Raw genomic sequence first — 18,662 nt, forward strand, 5'->3', positions numbered from 1 at the left:
AGCTAAAAAAACCCCGTCCATGTGACGGGGTTTTTTATGCGCGCTGACAATGTCTTGAAGCAATCAGCCGCAGTTGACCCGAGTAATCACCAGGTTGGCATCGGTGTTGAGGTTCAGGCGATCAGAACGGTATTCCAGGGTAATCATGTCATTGGGCTTGAGGATCCGGGCATTCTGCGCCCCCGCACGGGTACGGGCCTGCTCCAGCAGTTCAGGGGAAGCCTTCTTGCCAATAGCGAACTCGGCGGCCTTCGACTCACAACGGCTGCTACCGGAATCAGCAACCACTGGGTCCTTTTCCGCTCCCGAGGTGCTGCACCCAGCCAGGGTGATTGCAGCCAGCAGGGTGGCGAATGATGCAAGCTTCCAAGGCATGAAGCCTCCTTTTCAAAAATAAGCAGAGATCGTGCGACAGCGGCAGGGACGTTTGGTTTCAAAAAATGGCCATTTGCCCTGTGGCGGACAAGTCTGCCTCAGTCGCGGCTCAAGCCTGAGCACACAATCGTCACTGAATATGAACAGCGTTCAATAGATGTCGATGTAGTCGAACGGCGGCTTGGGCCAGTTCTGTTTCAACGCGTTGAAAATCTGCATGACCCAGACTTCATCGCTGGCCGCCACCAGGCCTACATAACCAGAGCCGGCGGCCCAGGTTTCGAGCCGGAACAGCAGGTCATCGATATCAACGCCTCCCACCACTCCCGAGGAAAGGTAGGCAATGCCGCCTTTGGTAACCCGCAATTGGGTATGAACGTTGTCACTGGCCGACGCCAGCAACTGCCGAACCGCCTCAAGGGTCAAGGCGTCAGGGTTATTCAAATCGATCTGCACGCGAGCTTCCTTGAAAACAGACAAAGCCCAAGTGTCGCATAGCCCTCCCCTCATGCCTAAGTAGCAGTGCTAAAAATCTGGCAAGATGTTTAACTTTGCCGCACGCCAATACCGCACCAGTGCCTTTCAGGCCCCGCCTCAACTACAGACTTCGTGAGATTTTCATGGCCATCGTAAGTATCGACGCCGACATCAAAGCCAAGTGGCCACAAGGCCATTGCTCCTACAGCCCAGGCAGCCCGGAGGAACTGGCAATCATCGGTATCGACCTGCTGGTCAAGGAGTTTGGAACCCAGGCTGCCCAGGCGTTTATCCGACAGGTCTTCGAAAAGTACCCTGCCGACCACCCAGGCGCCCCGGACCCGGAGCGCGAGTGACAGCCCTCAGGCTGACCGCGCTCTAGCACGCAGATTTATTTCAATCGAGCCAGGCGCTCAGTCAGCAAATCGAAGAAGCCCTGAGCGTCGCCGTTTTCAACCCAGAACACGTTCTTCGGCTGCTTCAAACCGTCGTACCAATCGACAATGGTCTGGCCGAAGGTCGGACCTTCGCGACTGTCGATCACCATATTGGCCTGACGCCCGCTGAATAATTCGGGCTTGAGCAGGTAGGCGATCACCGTGGCATCGTGCACCGGACCACCCGGGATGCCGTAATGCTCCATATCGCCCTTGACGTATTCGTTGAGAATATCGCCCACGATCTTGCTCGCCTGGTTGTTCAAGGCCGCGATCTTCTGCAGGCGCGCCTCGCTGGTCAGCACTTTATGGGTGACGTCCAGCGGCAGGTACGTCAGCTTCACCCCGCTCTTGAGCACCACCTCGGCAGCCTGTGGATCGGCAAACAGATTGAACTCCGCCACCGGGGTGATATTGCCGCCATTGAAGTGCGCGCCGCCCATGACCACCACCTCCTTGATGCCCTGGGTGATATCCGGCGCCTGGATCAGGGCCAGCGCGAGGTTGGTCTGCGGGCCGAGCATGGCGATGGTGATGCTGTGAGGCTTGGCCGCACGCAGGGTATCGATCAGGTAATTGACCGCATTGCCTTTGGCCAGCGCGGCCTTGGGCTCATGTACGGTGACCCCGGAAATGCCTTCCTTGCCATGAATATTTTCGGCATAGATCGGCGTCCGCAGCAGTGGCCCCGGCGCCCCCGCGTAGACCGGAACCTCTTCACGCCCTGCCCACTCACGGGCCAGGCGGGCATTGCGCGACGTCTTGTCCAGGCGCACGTTGCCGGCGACCGTGGTCAGCGCACGCACCTGCAACTCCTCGGGTGAGGCCAGGGCGAACAGCAAGGCGACCACATCGTCGGCCCCCGGATCGGTGTCGATGATCAGATCGATTTTTTCCGCCGCCTGGGCGCTTGTAGCAGTGAGCAAAGACAAAAGCAGCAGACTCCGAAGCCAATGGTGCAGTAGCTGAGCATAGCGGTGCATGGCGCACTCCTTGTGCGTGAAGAAATAACAGGCCGGGCTGGCTAGAAGGTCACCCCGGCGATCAAGGCGATATTGCAATAAGGCTGACATTCTCCGGTGCGCACCACCGCCCGCGCCTGGCGGCTGAGCACCTTGAATGCCTCATGGCTCAACAACTCGCGCGAGCCCAGCTCGCCACTGGCGCTCAACTCATCCAGCGCCTGCAGGGCCGGCGGGTGCTTGAGCAGGATCTCTTCGGCAAGCACATGGCTCTCCACCTGCATTTCACTGAGGACCACCCGCAGGGTCGTGACGAAATCCGGGACGCCGTGGGTCAAGGCCAGGTCGATCAGCTCGACGCCGGCCGGCACCGGCAGGCCGGCATCGCCGATCACCACGATATCGCCATGCCCCAGGGAGGCAATCAGGCGCGACAGCGCGACGTTGAGCAAAGGTGTCTTTTTCATGAGGGAGAGAACGCCTGGACATCGGACAGCGTGGGGATAGAAGGCTGTGCGCCGGCTCGGGTCACCGACAACGCCGCAGCGACCTGGCCAAAACTGATGGCCTCAGCTTCGCTTTTACCGGCAGCCAAGGCCGCCGCGAATGCACCGACAAAGGTGTCACCCGCCGCCGTGGTGTCGATCGCCTCGACCTTGGGCGCCGGGAAGTAATCAAAGCGTGCGCCATCGGCGAACAACGAGCCCTGAGCCCCCAGTGTCACGATGACTTTCCCGGCACCGGCGGCAATCAGCTGGCTGGCTGCGGCTTCGGCACTCTCCCGGGAGTTCACCGGCAGGCCGCTCAGGGCCGAAGCCTCGCTCTCATTGGGAATCAGGTAATCAATCGATGCATACCAATCAGCCGGCAAGGGCCCGCTGGCCGGTGCCGGGTTGAGAATCACGGTCTTGCCCAGTTCCCGCCCGCGTTTGAGGGCATAACCCACCGTCGAATACGGCACCTCAAGCTGGCAGATGATCACATCGGCTGCCTGCAAGATTGCGTCAAACCCTGCCACCACCTCGGGGGCGAGCTGGGCATTGGCCCCGGCAACGATGACGATGGCATTCTGGCTGCTGTCGTCGACCACGATCAGCGCCACCCCGCTGGAACCCTCGATCACGCTGACCGCCTGGTAATCGATGGCCTCGGCCAGCAAGGCACCACGCAGCTGCTCGCCATAGGCATCGTCGCCCACGCAGCCGACCATCGACACCTGCGCGCCCAACCGGGCCGCGGCCACCGCCTGGTTCGCCCCCTTGCCGCCGGGCACCGTGGCAAAGGATTTGCCAATCAGGGTTTCACCGCCTCGGGGCAGACGCTCGGCCCGGGTGACCAGGTCCATGTTCAGGCTGCCCACTACCACTACTTTTGCTGGCATACATCAGTACTCATCAATTCGATTCAGCGGTATTCGGCGAATGCCCCGGCCAGCGGTGCAGTCGACTCTCGCAAGACTATGTTGGGTGTAACGATGCGCTGATCGATCGCCTGGCCCGGCTTGGCAATCCGCCGCAGCAGCAGCTCCGCGGCCTGTTCGCCCAGTTGCAGGATCGACTGGCCGACGGTGGTCAGCGCCGGATAGACGTAGCGGCTCATCTGGATATCGTCGAAGCCAATCACCGAGAGCTCGCTGGGCACCCGGATATTGCACTCGGCCGCCGCACGCAGCACGCCAATGCCCATCATGTCGTTGCTGGCAAAAATGGCGCTCGGCGGGTTGTTCTGCAGCAGCAACGCCGCAGCGCTATAGCCACCGGTACTGGTGAAATCGCTTTGCAGAATGCGCTCTGGCGGGACCTCAAGCCCCGCCTCTTTCAATGCCCGGAGAAATCCCGCCAGGCGCATCTGCGCCACGCTGGTATTGGCCGGGCCGCCAATGCAGGCGATATCGCGATGGCCCAGTTCGAGCAAATGCCGAGTGGCCAGGTAAGCGCCGTATTCGTGATCGATGCGCACCAGGTCCGCATCCACGCCTTCAAGCCCGCGGTCGACAATCACCATGGGCGTGCGCACAGCCGCCAGGCCTTCCGCCAGCCCGCTGTCACCGCCGGCCGAGGTGACGATCAGCCCGTCGACGCGTTTTTCCAGCAGCACCCGCAGGTAACTGCTCTGCTTGTGCGGGTTGTCGTCGGAATTACACAGGATCACGCAGTAACCATTGCGCTCGCAGTAATCCTCGATGCCCCGAGCCAGCTCCGCAAAGTACGGATTGAGGCTGTTGGGCACCAGCAAACCGATGGTCGCGGTGGTCTTGGCCTTCAGCGAGCGCGCGACGGCGCTGGGCACATAATCGAGGCGCTTGATCGCCGCCTCGACCTTGACCCGTACCTCTTCGCTGACCGGCCGCGTCTTGTTCACTACATGGGACACCGTGGTGTAGGAAATCCCCGCGAGCGCCGCCACATCCTTGATTGTTGCCATGAATCAAACCCGCCGAAGTGCACGCTGACTGCGATAAGTATCCAGCACCACGGCAATCACGATGACCGCGCCAGTGATGATGCGTTTGGTCGGCTCAGACGCGCCGATTTGCGCGAGACCTGCAGCCAGCACAGAGATAATCAAAACGCCGAAGAAGGTGCTGATCACCGAACCACGCCCGCCCATCAGGCTGGTGCCGCCAATCACCACCGCAGCGATGACCTGCAACTCCAGGCCGGAGCCCGCATTCGGGTCTGCCGCCTCCAGGCGCGAGATCTGGAACAGTGCCGCCACGCCGGCCAGCAACCCCATCAGACTGAACACCAGGATCTTGTAGGGCTTGGGGTTGATCCCCGCCAGACGCACGGCTTCTTCGTTGGTGCCGATACCGATCAGGTAGCGACCGAACACGGTACGGGTCAGCACTGCCTGGGCGACGAAAATAATCAACAAGGCAATGATAAACGAGGGAGAAATGCCAAAGGCAATCGGATTCGACAGCCAGGCAAAGGCATCGCCGATGTAGGCCGTTCGCGAGCCGGTCATCTGGTAGGCGACGCCCCGGGCCATTTCCAGTACGCCGAGGGACACGATAAAGGACGGAATGCGCCAGGCCACGGTGATCGAACCGGTGATGGTTCCGGCCAGCGCCGCGCAGGCCATGCCCAACAAGGCGGCAGGCAGCACGCTCCAGCCCCAGCCGAGAATCGCCACGCTGACGGTCGACGCCGCCAGGGCCAGCACCGAGCCCACCGACAGGTCGATGCCGCCGATGATCAGCACAAAAGTCATGCCCACCGCCAGCACCATCAGGTCGGGAATCTGGTTGGCCAGGGTGCTGAAGGTGTCATAGGACAGAAAATGACTGCTCAGGGTCGAGAACAGGATGATCATCGCCAGCAAGGCGCCCGCCAGGCCGAGGTAAGTCCCCAGGCCGTAATAGTTGCCAGCACGCTTGCCGGTTGCAGGTGCAGTTTTCATGGTGCATTCCTAGGCGCCGCTTCATTGAGCAGCGCATCACGTTTTTGATAGCCGGCAAACGCGGCGGCAAGCAATTCATCCTGGGTCCAGCTGTCGCGCTCGAAGGTGTCGATCAGGCGCCCGGCGGACAGCACTCCGATGCGATCACAGATCAACATCAGCTCGCGCAGGTCACTGGAGACCACCACCAGCGCCTTGCCCTGGCGCGTCAACTCACCGAGCAAGGCATAGATATCGAACTTGGCGCCGACGTCGATGCCGCGAGTCGGCTCGTCAAACAACAGCACCGAACAGTCGCGCTCCAACCAGCGGCCGATGACCACCTTCTGCTGGTTGCCACCCGAAAGCTCGCTGACCAGTTGCGCCGGTCCGGAGCTGCGGATACGCATGGCATCGATCTGCCGTTGTGCCAGCCGTGACTCGCGCTGGCCGTTGACCAGCCCGGCACTGGAAATAGCCGGCATGTTGCCCAGAGCGATATTGGCCCCGATCGACTGGCTCAACAGCAGCCCCTCGCCCTTGCGGTCCTCGGTGATCAAGGCAATGCCATGGGCCACCGCATCGGCAGGCGAGCGAATGCTCACCACCTGCTCTGCCGCTCCCAGGGCCACCGTACCGCTGTCGGCTTTATCGGCGCCGAAGATCAAGCGCAACAACTCGGTACGCCCGGCCCCGATCAGACCGGAAATCCCAAAAATCTCGCCACTGCGCACGCTGAAGGAAACGTCATGCACCTTGTCCGAACGGCTCAGGCCCTTCACCGTCAACGCCGGGCCGCCAATCTGCCGTGGGCCCAGGTCGATGTGCTCGCCCAGCTCACGCCCCACCATCAGGTTGACCAACTGCTCGCTGTTGTAATTGGCCATGGGCTCGACACAGACCAGGCAACCGTCGCGCAACACCGCGATGCGCTGAGCCACCCGCGCCAGTTCTTCCAGACGATGGGAGATGTAAATGATCGACACGCCCCGAGCTTGCAGGCGGGTGATTTGCTCAAACAGCATTTCGACTTCCCGCGAGGTGAGCATCGCGGTCGGCTCGTCGAGAATCAGCACATGGCAATCGCCGATCAGGTTGCGGGCGATTTCCACCATTTGCTGGTGACCGATGCCTAGTTCGCCGACCAGGGTGTCAGGGTCGATGGCGTCCAGCCCGACCTGGGCCATGGCCTCGATCGCCGCCTGGCGCAATTGCTTGCGGCTGATCCAGCCGCCGCGACTGGGCAGGTTGTCGAGAAACAGGTTTTCCGCAACCGACAGGGTCGGCAGCAGGTTGAGTTCTTGCATGACCATGCGGATGCCCAGGTCTTCGGCCTGGGTGCGGCTGCCAGGGCGATACGCCTGGCCATTGAACTGCATCTGCCCGGTGGTGGGCGTGACCAGGCCACCAATGATTTTCGACAGGGTGCTTTTGCCGGCGCCGTTTTCACCGGTCAGTGCCAGCACCTCACCGCGCATCAGCGTCAGATCGATGCCGGTCAGGACCGGTTGGACGTAGGTCTTGCCGATACCGCTGACCGTCAGGACAGCGTTCGCAGCGGAAACTGACATAGGAAACTCTCCATGCGCCCGCCCCTGTGGACGGACGCCGTTGTGCCGCCAGAATGACTACTGGGTGACCAGTTCAACCGGAGTTTCGATGACGCCGTTGGTGCCGCTGTCGACCTTCTCGCCCTTGAGGATTTTCAACGCAGTCTCGATGCCGAACACCGCCTGCTTGGCGGCGAACTGGTCGGCTGTCGCCAGTACTCGGCCATCCTTGAGCATGGGCTTGATCGCGTTGATGTTGTCGTAGCCCACCACCTGGACCTTGCCCGCCTTGCCTGCTGCGCGCACGGCCGAAACCGCGCCGACGGCCATGCTGTCATTGCCGGCCAGCAACGCCTTGATATTCGGGTACTCGCTGAGCATGGCCGACGCCACGCGGTTGCCGGCGTCGATTTCCCAATCACCGGACTGCAGGGAAACCACCTTGACCTGGGCCGCCTCCATCGCGTCCTTGAAACCAGCAGTGCGCTGCTGGGCGTTGGTGGTGGTGGACACACCTTCGATGATCCCGACCTCATCCCCGGCCTTCAACTGCTTGGCCAGGTATTCGCCCACCAGCCGCGCACCCTTGCGGTTATCAGGCCCGACAAAAGGCACGCTGATGTTTTTGCTCTTGAGCACCGCCGGGTCGAGCTGGTTGTCGATATTGATCACCGTGATACCGGCATCCATGGCCTTTTTGATCACCGGCACCATGGCCTTGGAATCAGCCGGGGCAATCACCAGGGCGTTGACCTTGGACACGATCATCTGCTCGACGATACGGATCTGGTTGGCGGTGTCGGTTTCGTCCTTGATGCCGTTGGAGACCAGGTCGAAATCGGCGGGATGTTCTTTCTGATAAGCCTTGGCGCCGTCTTCCATGGTCAGGAAAAACTCGTTGGCCAGGGACTTCATGACCAGGGCGACCTTGGGTTTTTGAGCGGTATCGGCGTAGGCCGAAGAGAGAGGAAGCGCAGCGGATGCCGCGGCCAGGATAGCGACAGCGAGAAGACGTCCAGCAAATGGCAGCTTCATGGATTGACTCCGATCTTATGATTATTGTGAGCAGCGCCTGCAAGGTTAGAAGCGTTGACGATCGCCACCGCTGACAACGGCGATCGAAGCGCGCGTCAAGGAATGAACGTCACTCCTTGAATACCTCGCAAACGTTTGCGGAAATCAACTATGGGAACGCTTCGGCGTTTTGTCAACGCATAACCCGATCATCGGAGAATCCTCGACACCCCGCGCCAGCAAGCCGATAACCCTCTATCGAGGGTCGGCCCTGGTGCTTTTTCAGGCGGTGGTGCTGATCACTGAGCCGGAGGACGAGCCCTTGTTCAGCTCCGTGACCAAACGGCCCGAGACTTCCAGCAGCGCGCCATTGGTATCGGCAATCTGACCTTGAACCGCCATCACCATGGTCTGCTTCGCTTCAGGGGTCGGGTAGTTGGCCGCCTGGGCCGCTGCCAGTTGCTGCTGCTGTTGCTTGAGCTGCTCCTGCAACTCCTGCATACGCTTGAGCAGGATCTGCACCGCGATGCTGTTGCCACCGCCATCGGAAGCTTGCGCAGAACCTTCTTCGGCCTGCGACGCCCCACCCGCCTTGACCTTGCCCTCGTCATCGGTGCCCAGGACCTGGGACGCCGTATCGGCAGTCGCCTTGCTCAACGCGTCGATGGTGGCCGGCGACTTGCCATTGATGGTGATTGCACCGGCACTTGGGAACCCGACTGAAAAAGACATGTGAACTCCTGAAAAAAATATCCTTTGAACAGCATCGACCGGCCAGGCCAATTCTTTAGCCGGTGGCAAAACGCTATTGGCGGACACGGGCCGTTTTCGGATTGCCGAACAGAACACTCGCCAAATGTTCGGAAACCCGGACAAGCTGGCGTACAGACCCAATAACAACTGAAATAAAATTGATATAAATCAGTAACTTAAAATACTTACCAAGCCAAAGTGACGCTGGTACAGATCCTGCTCCCTCCTCATCGCCCCACGGCATTCAGATCTGCCGCCGGGGTGTTTCTAGATGAACTTGCACCAGCACCGTCTCACCACTAGAGAGAAAATAATGAAATCTGCCTTCAATACCTTCGTTCCGGGCGCTTTGGCCCTGCTCCTGCTCCTGCCTACTGCACTGCAAGCAAAAGAAGCTGAAACCCAACAGAAACTGGCCAACGTCGTGGTCCTCGCCACCGGCGGCACCATTGCCGGCGCTGGCGCCAGCGCCGCCAACAGCGCCACTTACCAGGCCGCCAAGGTAGGTATCGAACAACTGATCGCCGGGATTCCGGAACTGAGCACGCTGGCCAACGTACGTGGCGAGCAAGTCATGCAGATCGCCTCCGAAAGCATCACCAACGACAACCTGCTGCAACTGGGCCGTCGCGTCGCCGAACTGGCCGACAGCAAGGACGTCGATGGCATCGTGATCACCCACGGTACCGACACCCTGGAAGAAACCGCCTACTTCCTCAACCTCGTGGAAAAAACCGACAAGCCAATCGTCGTGGTCGGCTCCATGCGCCCAGGCACCGCCATGTCGGCGGACGGCATGCTCAACCTGTACAACGCCGTGGCTGTTGCCGGCAGCAAGAACGCTCGCGGCAAGGGCGTACTGGTCACCATGAACGACGAGATCCAGTCGGGTCGTGATGTCAGCAAAATGATCAACATCAAGACCGAAGCCTTCAAGAGCCCATGGGGCCCGCTGGGCATGGTGGTCGAAGGCAAATCCTACTGGTTCCGCCTGCCAGCCAAGCGCCACACCATGGATTCGGAATTCGACATCAAGAACATCAAGAGCCTGCCTGACGTCGAAATCGCCTACGGCTACGGCAACGTGAGCGACACCGCCTACAAAGCCCTGGCCCAAGGCGGCGCCAAAGCCATCATCCACGCCGGCACCGGTAACGGTTCGGTGTCTTCGCGGGTTGTGCCTGCCCTGCAGGAACTGCGCAAGAATGGCGTGCAGATCATTCGCTCGTCCCACGTCAATGCCGGCGGCTTTGTTCTGCGCAACGCCGAACAGCCTGACGACAAGTACGACTGGGTCGTCGCCCATGACCTGAACCCACAGAAAGCCCGCATCCTGGCCATGGTTGCCCTGACCAAGACTCAGGACAGCAAAGAGCTGCAGCGGATGTTCTGGGAATACTGATCGCCCTCGCCCGACCGTCCCCGGTCGGGCACCCCGCCACTTGCACGCCCGGGCAAGCGGCACACAACGCCTCCCGCCCGCCGCAATAAAAAATCCCCACAATTTCAGACAAACCGGAAAAAGTGCGGTCAGAAGATTTTCTTGAATTTTAAGCAGTTGCGAAATTGCCTACAGTTAAATACTGTACGCACGTACAGCTTAATAAGGATTACTCCGTGGCCAAGTCTTCTGCTGCAAGCAATACCCCGCCAGGCTCCTATGAACGGATGGGGCTACGCGTTCAAAAAATCATCAACTCCCCCACCGCACAAAAGGCCAAAGCCGCACTGATCTTCCGTCTTGAAGATGAACCCGTGGACGAATGGGCGCGCCTGCTGGAAGAAATTGCTGAAAACGACAACGTCACCCTGGCTTATCGGGACGACGGCGGCGTGCAGATTTTCTGGGTCGTGCCGAAGGAAGATTGAGTCGATGATTGTCCGCTGTCTGGTTTTTTTGCTGTTCTGCGTTGCCCTCAATGCCCAAGCCGATGCGCCAAGTACGTTCAGCCAAGCGAAAAAGGTCGCCTGGAAGCTCTACGCCCCGCAATCCACCGAGTTCTACTGTGGCTGTAAATACAACGGCAATCGGGTGGACCTTGCGGCATGCGGTTATATACCGCGCAAGAACGCCAATCGCGCGGCCCGTATCGAGTGGGAGCACATCGTCCCGGCCTGGCAGATTGGCCACCAGCGCCAATGCTGGCAACAGGGTGGGCGCAAGAACTGCACCCGCACCGACAAGATCTACCAGCGCGCCGAGGCAGACCTGCACAACCTGGTGCCGAGCATCGGCGAGGTGAATGGCGACCGCAATAACTTCAGTTTTGGCTGGCTGCCGGAGAAAACCGGGCAATACGGCTCATGCCTGACCCAGGTCGACTTCAAGGCGAAGAAGGTCATGCCGCGCCCTTCGATTCGCGGAATGATCGCCCGCACTTATTTCTACATGAGCAAGCAATACGGTCTGAACTTGTCCAAGCAGGACCGCCAGCTGTATGAAGCCTGGAACAAGACCTACCCGGTCCAGGCCTGGGAGCGCCAGCGCAATCAAAGCGTGGGCTGCGTGATGGGCCACGGTAACGACTTTGTCGGCCCGGTGGATCTGAAAGCCTGCGGCTAGCCTTCAGGGCCAAGGCCTCGCCGTTTCTGCGAGGCCTGGATCCAACCTTTCAGGCGAGGTTGCCAACCTTGCCTGTCGACAGCCCCTTCAAGCTCACTGCGCCGCCCGGTGCTCGATCACCGTTGTATTGACGTTGCGCTTCTTGGCCTTGGCCAACTTCTCTTCGAGCTCGGCCTTTTTCGCCTCGGCTTCCGCCTGGGAGTTGAACGGCCCAACCAGAATCAATTGCTTGCCGTCCTGCGTCACCACGCTGGAGATGATGCCGTGCTCGATCAACCAGCCGGTCATATCGCTCACCGCCTGCGGCAGATCGCTGCCCACCAGCACGTCCCACTGCGGGGTCGCCGCCTCTTGCACCTGCTGGGCCTGGGCCGGCGCAGCGGGCTTCTTGCCGGCGTCTGCCACCTTGCCTTCGCCGCAGCCAGCCAAGGCCAATACCGCAACCATCATCGCTACTGTGCGCACAACCTACCCCTTAAAATTCTGAGGCGGCGATTTTAACACTGCCGGCTGCCAGGTCACCGCCACAAAAACAGGCCGAAACAGGGAGAATCATGTTTATCGCCTCTGTATAGTTGCACCCTGGGAATTAATACATCGTCTGCGCGTCAGAAAAGAGGCACCCACTCAGTGGAACTTCGCACTAATCTATACATACGACCGATATCTGCACTGTCTGAAATCAGGTGCCCTACTACGCAATCAAGGAGAAGCTCATGCTGATACTCACCCGCAAAGTCGGTGAAAGCATAAACATCGGTGACGACATTACGATCACCATCCTGGGCGTCAGCGGCCAGCAAGTCCGGATCGGCATTAACGCCCCCAAAGACGTAGCCGTACACCGTGAAGAGATCTATCAACGGATCCAGGCCGGGCTTACCGCTCCGGACAAACGCGAAACACCTTGAGCTTGATGAGTTGCCAGCCCTTTGTCTGACCACAATGGCTGGCGCTGGACTCAGTCTCACCCCCTCCCTGCTTCGCAAGCTCCCTTCCTGCAACTCGACCTGAAAAGCGCAAGGCCCTGTCCTTCGGCGCCCAAGGCTCGCGGCTGCCCGCACCACCGGCAATTAGCCACCTTTGTATAAATGCCCAGTAACGCATGGCGCTGTCCCAGGAGTAGCTTTCAGCTATCGCACGTACGCGAGTCAGCCAGCGTCAACGACGCCAGTCGATGCCTTATGAACCAGGAGCAGTTTGATGCAAGAGTTCGCTTATCTGCTGATCACCAATGACCCGAATGCGATGAGAACCGTTGCCGCGTGCTCCACAGAAGGCCTGTACCAGGTCAAGCGTGGCATTTTCACGTTCCGCTCCAGGGCTAACGTCGACTTCCTGCACCGCGCCCTCTCCATCATCAGCGATGAATTCGGCATCATTCCGGTGCAGCAGGCCGAGTACAAAACCAATCGCGACACGGTCTGCAAGGCCTTCAGCCAGCTCTCCTAGGCCGCCCCGCCCTCCACCGGCCTGAACCCAAGGTCCTGAGTGAAGCGCAGCAGATAACCATCAGGATCGAGCAGCAAACAGTTCAGCTCCCCATGCAACAGGGCATCGTGGCGGTACCAGCGCTCCTCGATCTCCTTGCGCAATGGGTAACCTGCGTCGACCAGGGCTTGAACCAACGCTGCAACGTCAGGGCATTCAATCGACAGGTTCATACCGCGCCCAAACGGCTGCTCCAGTGGCCCGACGCGCCACGGGGACGCTTCGCCATCGTCCTGCTCCAACATCAGTTGGCTGCCATGGAACGACAAAAAGGCAAACAGATTCTCCGGACGCTCGTATTCGACCTTGAACCCCAGCACATCGCGGTAAAACGTCAGGCTCCGCTGCAAGTCGCTGACGAGCATCTCCGGAACCAGGGCATTCATCACAAACATCGGCTGCGTCCATTCAGGAAAATTCGAGGGCCGAGCCTACAACCCCCGACCCGGCTTACGCAGCCCCCGCTTACCAATGTTCACAACTGATTAAAACTTCGATACAGATGACGCGGTGAAGCCCCCCCCCATTGCATCAGGCATAAAAAAGGCGCCTCAACCGAGACGCCTTTGGGTCCCGCTACGTGTTACATGCACGTACCCAGGGCCGCGAGCCTGCGCTTGGCGATCCAGTCGTCGTGAAGCGCGTAGTAACTGACGCTGGTGCCCGAAGCCTGCACCTGGATATCGGCAAAGGACTCCGCGGAACGGGTATAGACCGTGTACCCCCCGCCTTTGCGCGGCTCCAGATAGGCAGCAGCATCAACGCCGAAGACCGCCTCGTCCTGCCAGGCAAACTGTACGCACTGCGCCACCAGTTGATCGGCCTTGGCCGAAGAGAGCACCCGCGAAGGACTCTTGGAGCGCGCCTCATTCATTGCCGAACTCGCGCATCCCGCAAGCAACGCCGCGGCGATCATCGCCATTAACACCCGCATGATGCTACCTCGTGCTGAAAACCCGAGAGTATCGCCCACCCTGGAGCCGGCAGATACCACACAACCAGAAAAACCCCTGGCGACCCGGCCTCAGCACTCAGCCAGGGATGAGGCCAGTTGGGCGATGGCCTCCTGATCGTCCTCGCCCAGGCTGCGGTAATGCTCGATGATCCGGCTTTCCTCCGCACTCAACTGGCCGTCCGACAGCTTGGAACGCTCACCGGTCAGGACATACAACAAATCCACGCCCTTGCGCCCGACCGCCATCAGATAATCCGACTTGGGCAACCGCTCGCCGCTCTCGTAACGACCCTGGGCATTGGCCTCAACCCCGCCAATGGCACCGAACTCCTGCTGGGAAAGACCAAGCGCCTTGCGCTCCTCTTTCAACCGTTCTCCAAACTTGTCCATGGAATTCCTCATTCATGACGCAACACGATTAAGACCCTGCGCCATCCCAAACGTGCCCTTTTTCCACCCCCCGGGTCTCGTCCGACACAGCCACCCAGCGACAAAAATCCGCGACAACCATTGCCAGATTCGCGGACGAGGATTAATCTGCGCGCCCTTCCCACACTTTTGCAAAGGAGATCCACCATGAAATACCTGATCGCTCTTTGCAGGACGTGCCTGGTTTAAACGCTATACCCGCTAGTTTCTAGCGCCTCGCTTACTCCGGATCCGCCCTGCCACTTACCTGAATATTTTCTCCAATCAGGAATTGGACATGGACAATTGCATCCGCAATTTGTCGGCCGGCGTATCACTTATCGCCTCCGACAGCACCTGGATCGAAGACAAAGCGATCCAGCAACTTCAAACGACTGCACAACTGCCCGGCATGCGCCGCGTGGTCGGCATGCCGGACCTGCATCCAGGTCGTGGCTATCCGGTCGGTGCAGCCTTCTTTTCCAGCGAAACCCTTTACCCGGCACTGGTGGGCAATGACATCGGCTGCGGCATGACGCTGTGGCAGACAGACATCCCGAGCGCCCGGCTGAATCTGGACAAGCTGGAAAAGAAAATCGGCAACATCGACACCGCCCTGGATGAGCAATGGCAGGAGGAACTGGCGCAGTTGGCGCTGGCCGCCACCGGCCACGAACACTCCCTGGGCACCATCGGTGGCGGCAATCATTTCGCCGAGCTGCAACAGATCGACGAGGTCCACGACAGCGATGCCATGGAAACCCTGGGTCTGGACCGGCGCTCGCTGCTGATGCTGGTTCACAGCGGCTCGCGCGGCCTGGGCGAAGCTATTCTGCGGCGCCATGTCGATCAACACGGCCATGCCGGCATCGCCGTCGACAGCCCGGCCGGCGTCGACTACCTGCAACGCCATGACGAAGCCCTGCGTTTCGCCGAAGCCAACCGCCGGCTGATTGCAGAGCGCATCCTGGTCAATCTGCGGGCGAAGGGCCGCAGCGCGCTGGATATCAATCACAACCTGGTATCGCCTGGCAGCGTCGACGGCGAAGCTGGCTGGATCCATCGCAAGGGCGCCACACCGTCCGACCAGGGCGTGGTGGTCATCCCCGGCTCCCGCGGTGACTACAGCTACCTGGTGCAGCCCATCCCGCTTGCCAGCAGCCTGTACTCCCTGGCCCATGGCGCCGGCCGGAAGTGGATTCGCGGCGACTGCAAGGATCGCCTGGCAGCGCGCTTCAGCTTCGATCAGCTCAAGCGCACCAGCCTCGGCAGCCGAGTGATCTGCGAAGATCGCGCCCTGATGTACGAAGAGGCTCCAGAAGCCTACAAGGCCATCGACAGCGTGGTCGGCAGCCTGCGTGACGCAGGCCTGCTGCACATCATCGCGCGGCTCAAGCCGGTGCTGACCTACAAACGCCGGGGGTGCTGCTGATGGTTCTGTTACAGCTGTCATCGGCACAGGGGCCGGCCGAGTGTGAACTGGCCGTGACCAAGGCCCTGCAAAGGCTGCATGACGAAGCCGAAACCCAGGCGGTCAGCCTGTGCGTGATAGAGCGCGAACCCGGCGTGCATAACGGCACCTGCAAGTCGGTACTGCTCGGCCTTGATGGCGACAATGCCAAGACGCTTGCCGGACGCTGGACCGGCACCCTGCTCTGGAGCTGCAAGAGCCATTACCGACCCGGGCACAAGCGCAAGAACTGGTTCTTCGCCGGCCAGGTCTTCAACGCCCCGCAAGGCAACCAGGAGAGCCAGATACGCTTCGAAACCATGCGCTCTTCAGGACCCGGCGGCCAGCATGTGAACAAGACCGACTCGGCGGTGCGCGCCACTCACCTGGCTTCAGGGATCAGCGTCAAGGTCCAGTCCGGGCGCAGCCAGCACGACAACAAGCGCCTGGCAGTGCTGCTGATTCAGCAGCGTCTCGCAGGCCTTGAGCAAGAAGCCCACAACACCCTGCGCCTGCAGCGCCGGGACTCCCACCACGAGGTCGAACGAGGCAACGCTGTAAGGTCGTTCGCCGGCCCCAACTTCATCCCCCAGGACTAACCACCATCGACCAGGGCCGCCATAAAGGCGGCCCTGCTCCAATCCCGGTGATTAGCAGCGAATACCAATGGGGGAATCAATGAATGCGGGCTTGGCAAATCCCAGGCAACAAAAAAGGGCCCACCTTTCGGTGAGCCCTTCTAGACCGCCCAGCAGAGCGGATTTTGTTTGGTAGGCGCGATTGGACTCGAACCAACGACCCCCACCATGTCAAGGTGGTGCTCTAACCAACTGAGCTACGTGCCTGCTGTGAGGCGGCATTCTACGGAATTCCGGAGGGGTGTCAACACCTTTTTTGCAGCTAAGCCTATGAATATGCGAATTATTTAATTTTTCAGTGGCGAGCAAGACTTTATCAGCGGCTGGCAGCCGATTTTCAACTCAGGTACGATCGGCGCACTCGTAAAATATATTAAACAGAGGCTGCAGGATGGCGAACACTCCCTACCCAGAATCCTATTACGCAGCGTCGGCCAACGCCGTGCCAGAACGCCCATCCTTGCAGGGCGAGGTAGAAACCGATGTCTGTGTGATCGGTGCCGGCTATACCGGCTTGTCGAGCGCGTTGTTTCTGCTGGAAAACGGCTTTCGCGTAACAGTGCTGGAGGCGGCCAAGGTCGGCTTTGGCGCCTCGGGCCGCAATGGCGGGCAGATCGTCAACAGCTACAGCCGCGATATCGATGTGATCGAACGCAGCGTCGGCCCCAAGCAGGCACAACTGCTAGGGCAAATGGCCTTTGAGGGCGCGAGGATCATTCGCGAACGCGTGGCCAAGTACCACATCCAGTGCGACCTGAAGGACGGCGGCGTGTTTGCCGCCCTGACCAGCAAGCAGATGGGCCACCTGGAGTCGCAGAAGCGCCTGTGGGAGCGCTACGGCCATACCCAACTGGAACTGCTGGACCAACGCCGCATCCGCGAAGTCGTGGCCTGTGATCAATACCTGGGCGGCATGCTCGACATGAGCGGCGGGCACATCCACCCGCTGAACCTGGCCCTGGGCGAAGCGGCGGCCGTGGAGTCCCTGGGCGGCACTATTTATGAGCAATCCCCGGCCCTGCGCATCGAGCGCGGCGCCAATCCGGTGGTGCATACGCCACAGGGCAAGGTCAGGGCCAAGTTCATCATCGTCGCGGGCAATGCTTATCTGGGCAACCTGATTCCGGAGTTGGCGGCAAAGTCCATGCCTTGCGGCACCCAGGTCATCACCACTGAACCCTTGGGCGACGAACTGGCGAACAGCCTGTTGCCCCAGGACTATTGCGTCGAAGACTGCAATTACCTGCTGGACTACTACCGCCTTTCCGCGGACAAGCGCCTGATCTTCGGCGGCGGCGTGGTTTACGGTGCCCGCGACCCGGCCAATATCGAAGCCATCATCCGACCGAAGATGCTGAAGGCCTTTCCCCAACTCAAAGACGTCAAGATCGATTACGCCTGGACCGGCAACTTCCTGCTGACCCTCTCGCGATTGCCGCAAGTCGGACGCCTGGGCGACAACATTTACTACTCCCAGGGCTGTAGCGGCCATGGCGTGACGTACACGCACCTGGCGGGCAAGGTCCTGGCCGAAGCCCTGCGCGGCCAGGCAGAGCGTTTTGACGCCTTTGCCGACCTGCCGCACTATCCCTTCCCTGGCGGCCAGCTGCTGCGCACTCCATTTACCGCCCTGGGCGCCTGGTACTACAGCCTGCGGGACAAATACGGTTTCTGATCACCCACAAAAAACCCCGCCAAACAGGCGGGGTTTTCATGTGTGCAGCACAACCAAAAAAAGCGACCGAAATTCCAAATGCCGAAAACAAAAAACCCCGGTCTTTCGACCAGGGTCTTTGCTATCAATCCGAAGCACCTGTGGCGTCTTCGTAGCTTCAAGGCGTTCAGTGGGCCTTGAGGCAGATATGGCGCAGCGGACGGGACTCGAACCCGCGACCCCCGGCGTGACAGGCCGGTATTCTAACCGACTGAACTACCGCTGCGTATCGCTTGGACTTGCGTCCATTTGAACCTTTTAAATCGTCGGACTGATCAGCTTCGAGGCTTTTCAATCTCAAGCCAGGCGAACCTGACTTGGAAAATATGGCGCAGCGGACGGGACTCGAACCCGCGACCCCCGGCGTGACAGGCCGGTATTCTAACCGACTGAACTACCGCTGCGCGTCGGTTGGAGGCTTCCTTGGAAGCTTCCGCCTTTCTTTCGAAAGACACTCAAGAAGTGGTGGGTGATGACGGGATCGAACCGCC

Annotated in this window: 23 protein-coding genes and 3 tRNA genes; 9 read left to right on the forward strand and 17 right to left on the reverse strand. The window is 60.1% G+C overall.

Annotation, left to right across the window (positions count from 1 at the left end):
- Nucleotides 1-63: 63 nt before the first annotated feature.
- The gene (locus CF161_RS28840; protein ID WP_020300166.1) at nucleotides 64-375 is read right to left on the reverse strand and encodes an I78 family peptidase inhibitor; all 312 of its coding nucleotides are present in this window, start codon (nucleotides 373-375) and stop codon (nucleotides 64-66) included.
- Between the two features lie 150 nt (nucleotides 376-525).
- A complete protein-coding gene (locus CF161_RS28845) occupies nucleotides 526-831 on the reverse strand; it encodes a hypothetical protein (RefSeq protein WP_020300167.1) in 306 nt (101 codons plus the stop codon).
- 164 nt (nucleotides 832-995) lie between these two features.
- Between CF161_RS28845 and CF161_RS28850 the strand changes: the two genes are divergently transcribed.
- On the forward strand, nucleotides 996-1,208 hold the full coding sequence (locus CF161_RS28850; protein WP_020300168.1) for a hypothetical protein: 213 nt from the start codon (nucleotides 996-998) through the stop codon (nucleotides 1,206-1,208).
- A 35-nt stretch (nucleotides 1,209-1,243) separates the two neighbouring features.
- On the opposite strand, the gene CF161_RS28855 is transcribed toward CF161_RS28850, so the two are convergent.
- The 8 genes from CF161_RS28855 to CF161_RS28890 form a co-directional block, all read right to left on the reverse strand.
- Complete coding sequence (locus CF161_RS28855; protein ID WP_020300169.1) at nucleotides 1,244-2,272, reverse strand: nucleoside hydrolase; 1,029 nt, start codon at nucleotides 2,270-2,272, stop codon at nucleotides 1,244-1,246.
- A 41-nt stretch (nucleotides 2,273-2,313) separates the two neighbouring features.
- Nucleotides 2,314-2,718, reverse strand: coding sequence for a D-ribose pyranase (gene rbsD, locus CF161_RS28860; protein ID WP_020300170.1), 405 nt, complete (start codon nucleotides 2,716-2,718; stop codon nucleotides 2,314-2,316).
- Nucleotides 2,715-3,632 (reverse strand): ribokinase, encoded by a 918-nt coding sequence (gene rbsK, locus CF161_RS28865; protein WP_020300171.1) that lies wholly within the window; start codon nucleotides 3,630-3,632, stop codon nucleotides 2,715-2,717. The genes rbsD and rbsK overlap by 4 nt, the downstream gene beginning before the upstream one ends.
- A 23-nt stretch (nucleotides 3,633-3,655) precedes the next feature.
- On the reverse strand, nucleotides 3,656-4,675 hold the full coding sequence (locus tag CF161_RS28870; RefSeq protein WP_020300172.1) for a LacI family DNA-binding transcriptional regulator: 1,020 nt from the start codon (nucleotides 4,673-4,675) through the stop codon (nucleotides 3,656-3,658).
- 3 nt (nucleotides 4,676-4,678) lie between these two features.
- Complete coding sequence (locus CF161_RS28875; RefSeq protein WP_020300173.1) at nucleotides 4,679-5,656, reverse strand: ABC transporter permease; 978 nt, start codon at nucleotides 5,654-5,656, stop codon at nucleotides 4,679-4,681.
- Nucleotides 5,653-7,206 (reverse strand): sugar ABC transporter ATP-binding protein, encoded by a 1,554-nt coding sequence (locus CF161_RS28880; protein WP_020300174.1) that lies wholly within the window; start codon nucleotides 7,204-7,206, stop codon nucleotides 5,653-5,655. Before CF161_RS28880 ends, CF161_RS28875 begins: the two co-directional genes overlap by 4 nt.
- Before the next feature lie 57 nt (nucleotides 7,207-7,263).
- Entirely contained in the window at nucleotides 7,264-8,220 is a 957-nt protein-coding gene (locus CF161_RS28885; RefSeq protein ID WP_020300175.1) for a sugar ABC transporter substrate-binding protein, read from the reverse strand.
- A gap of 261 nt (nucleotides 8,221-8,481) precedes the next feature.
- Nucleotides 8,482-8,931 (reverse strand): hypothetical protein, encoded by a 450-nt coding sequence (locus CF161_RS28890; RefSeq protein WP_020300177.1) that lies wholly within the window; start codon nucleotides 8,929-8,931, stop codon nucleotides 8,482-8,484.
- A 334-nt stretch (nucleotides 8,932-9,265) separates the two neighbouring features.
- Here CF161_RS28890 and CF161_RS28895 point away from each other — a divergent pair, with 334 nt between their 5' ends.
- The 3 genes from CF161_RS28895 to CF161_RS28905 all read left to right on the forward strand — a co-directional run bounded on the left by CF161_RS28895 (nucleotide 9,266) and on the right by CF161_RS28905 (nucleotide 11,515).
- Nucleotides 9,266-10,354, forward strand: a complete 1,089-nt coding sequence (locus tag CF161_RS28895) for an asparaginase (protein WP_020300178.1) — start codon at nucleotides 9,266-9,268, stop codon at nucleotides 10,352-10,354.
- 215 nt (nucleotides 10,355-10,569) lie between these two features.
- Entirely contained in the window at nucleotides 10,570-10,821 is a 252-nt protein-coding gene (locus tag CF161_RS28900; protein ID WP_084471765.1) for a DUF1654 domain-containing protein, read from the forward strand.
- 4 nt (nucleotides 10,822-10,825) lie between these two features.
- A complete protein-coding gene (locus CF161_RS28905; protein WP_020300180.1) occupies nucleotides 10,826-11,515 on the forward strand; it encodes an endonuclease in 690 nt (229 codons plus the stop codon).
- Nucleotides 11,516-11,608: 93 nt separating this feature from the next.
- Here the strand turns inward: CF161_RS28905 and CF161_RS28910 are convergent, their stop codons facing one another.
- A complete protein-coding gene (locus CF161_RS28910) occupies nucleotides 11,609-11,965 on the reverse strand; it encodes a hypothetical protein (RefSeq protein WP_020300181.1) in 357 nt (118 codons plus the stop codon).
- A gap of 266 nt (nucleotides 11,966-12,231) precedes the next feature.
- Here CF161_RS28910 and csrA point away from each other — a divergent pair, with 266 nt between their 5' ends.
- Together csrA and CF161_RS28920 are read left to right on the forward strand one after the other, a co-directional pair.
- On the forward strand, nucleotides 12,232-12,426 hold the full coding sequence (csrA, locus tag CF161_RS28915; RefSeq protein ID WP_007920550.1) for a carbon storage regulator CsrA: 195 nt from the start codon (nucleotides 12,232-12,234) through the stop codon (nucleotides 12,424-12,426).
- Nucleotides 12,427-12,718: 292 nt separating this feature from the next.
- Nucleotides 12,719-12,967, forward strand: a complete 249-nt coding sequence (locus CF161_RS28920) for a hypothetical protein (RefSeq protein ID WP_020300182.1) — start codon at nucleotides 12,719-12,721, stop codon at nucleotides 12,965-12,967.
- Here CF161_RS28920 and CF161_RS28925 read toward each other — a convergent pair.
- The 3 genes from CF161_RS28925 to CF161_RS28935 form a co-directional block, all read right to left on the reverse strand.
- Nucleotides 12,964-13,401, reverse strand: a complete 438-nt coding sequence (locus tag CF161_RS28925) for a VOC family protein (protein ID WP_020300183.1) — start codon at nucleotides 13,399-13,401, stop codon at nucleotides 12,964-12,966. The two genes, CF161_RS28920 and CF161_RS28925, sit on opposite strands and share 4 nt — an antisense overlap.
- Before the next feature lie 188 nt (nucleotides 13,402-13,589).
- Nucleotides 13,590-13,940, reverse strand: coding sequence for a hypothetical protein (locus tag CF161_RS28930; RefSeq protein WP_020300184.1), 351 nt, complete (start codon nucleotides 13,938-13,940; stop codon nucleotides 13,590-13,592).
- A gap of 90 nt (nucleotides 13,941-14,030) precedes the next feature.
- Nucleotides 14,031-14,351: a helix-turn-helix domain-containing protein gene (locus CF161_RS28935; protein ID WP_020300185.1), complete on the reverse strand. Its 321-nt coding sequence runs from the start codon at nucleotides 14,349-14,351 to the stop codon at nucleotides 14,031-14,033.
- Nucleotides 14,352-14,667: 316 nt separating this feature from the next.
- Between CF161_RS28935 and CF161_RS28940 the strand changes: the two genes are divergently transcribed.
- Both CF161_RS28940 and prfH read left to right on the forward strand, forming a co-directional pair.
- Nucleotides 14,668-15,801, forward strand: a complete 1,134-nt coding sequence (locus CF161_RS28940) for an RNA ligase RtcB family protein (RefSeq protein WP_020300186.1) — start codon at nucleotides 14,668-14,670, stop codon at nucleotides 15,799-15,801.
- Nucleotides 15,801-16,418, forward strand: coding sequence for a peptide chain release factor H (prfH, locus tag CF161_RS28945; protein WP_043230775.1), 618 nt, complete (start codon nucleotides 15,801-15,803; stop codon nucleotides 16,416-16,418). The genes CF161_RS28940 and prfH overlap by 1 nt, the downstream gene beginning before the upstream one ends.
- A 169-nt stretch (nucleotides 16,419-16,587) precedes the next feature.
- On the opposite strand, the gene CF161_RS28950 is transcribed toward prfH, so the two are convergent.
- Nucleotides 16,588-16,664, reverse strand: a tRNA-Val gene (locus tag CF161_RS28950).
- A 184-nt stretch (nucleotides 16,665-16,848) separates the two neighbouring features.
- Here CF161_RS28950 and CF161_RS28955 point away from each other — a divergent pair.
- Nucleotides 16,849-18,132, forward strand: a complete 1,284-nt coding sequence (locus CF161_RS28955) for an FAD-binding oxidoreductase (RefSeq protein WP_020300188.1) — start codon at nucleotides 16,849-16,851, stop codon at nucleotides 18,130-18,132.
- A gap of 188 nt (nucleotides 18,133-18,320) precedes the next feature.
- Here CF161_RS28955 and CF161_RS28960 read toward each other — a convergent pair.
- Both CF161_RS28960 and CF161_RS28965 read right to left on the reverse strand, forming a co-directional pair.
- A tRNA-Asp gene (locus CF161_RS28960) sits at nucleotides 18,321-18,397 on the reverse strand.
- Between the two features lie 101 nt (nucleotides 18,398-18,498).
- Nucleotides 18,499-18,575: transfer RNA gene (locus CF161_RS28965), tRNA-Asp, on the reverse strand.
- Nucleotides 18,576-18,662: the final 87 nt, after the last annotated feature.

The sequence above is a fragment of the Pseudomonas sp. CF161 genome, assembly GCF_000416215.1.
Taxonomy (GTDB): Bacteria; Pseudomonadota; Gammaproteobacteria; order Pseudomonadales; family Pseudomonadaceae; genus Aquipseudomonas.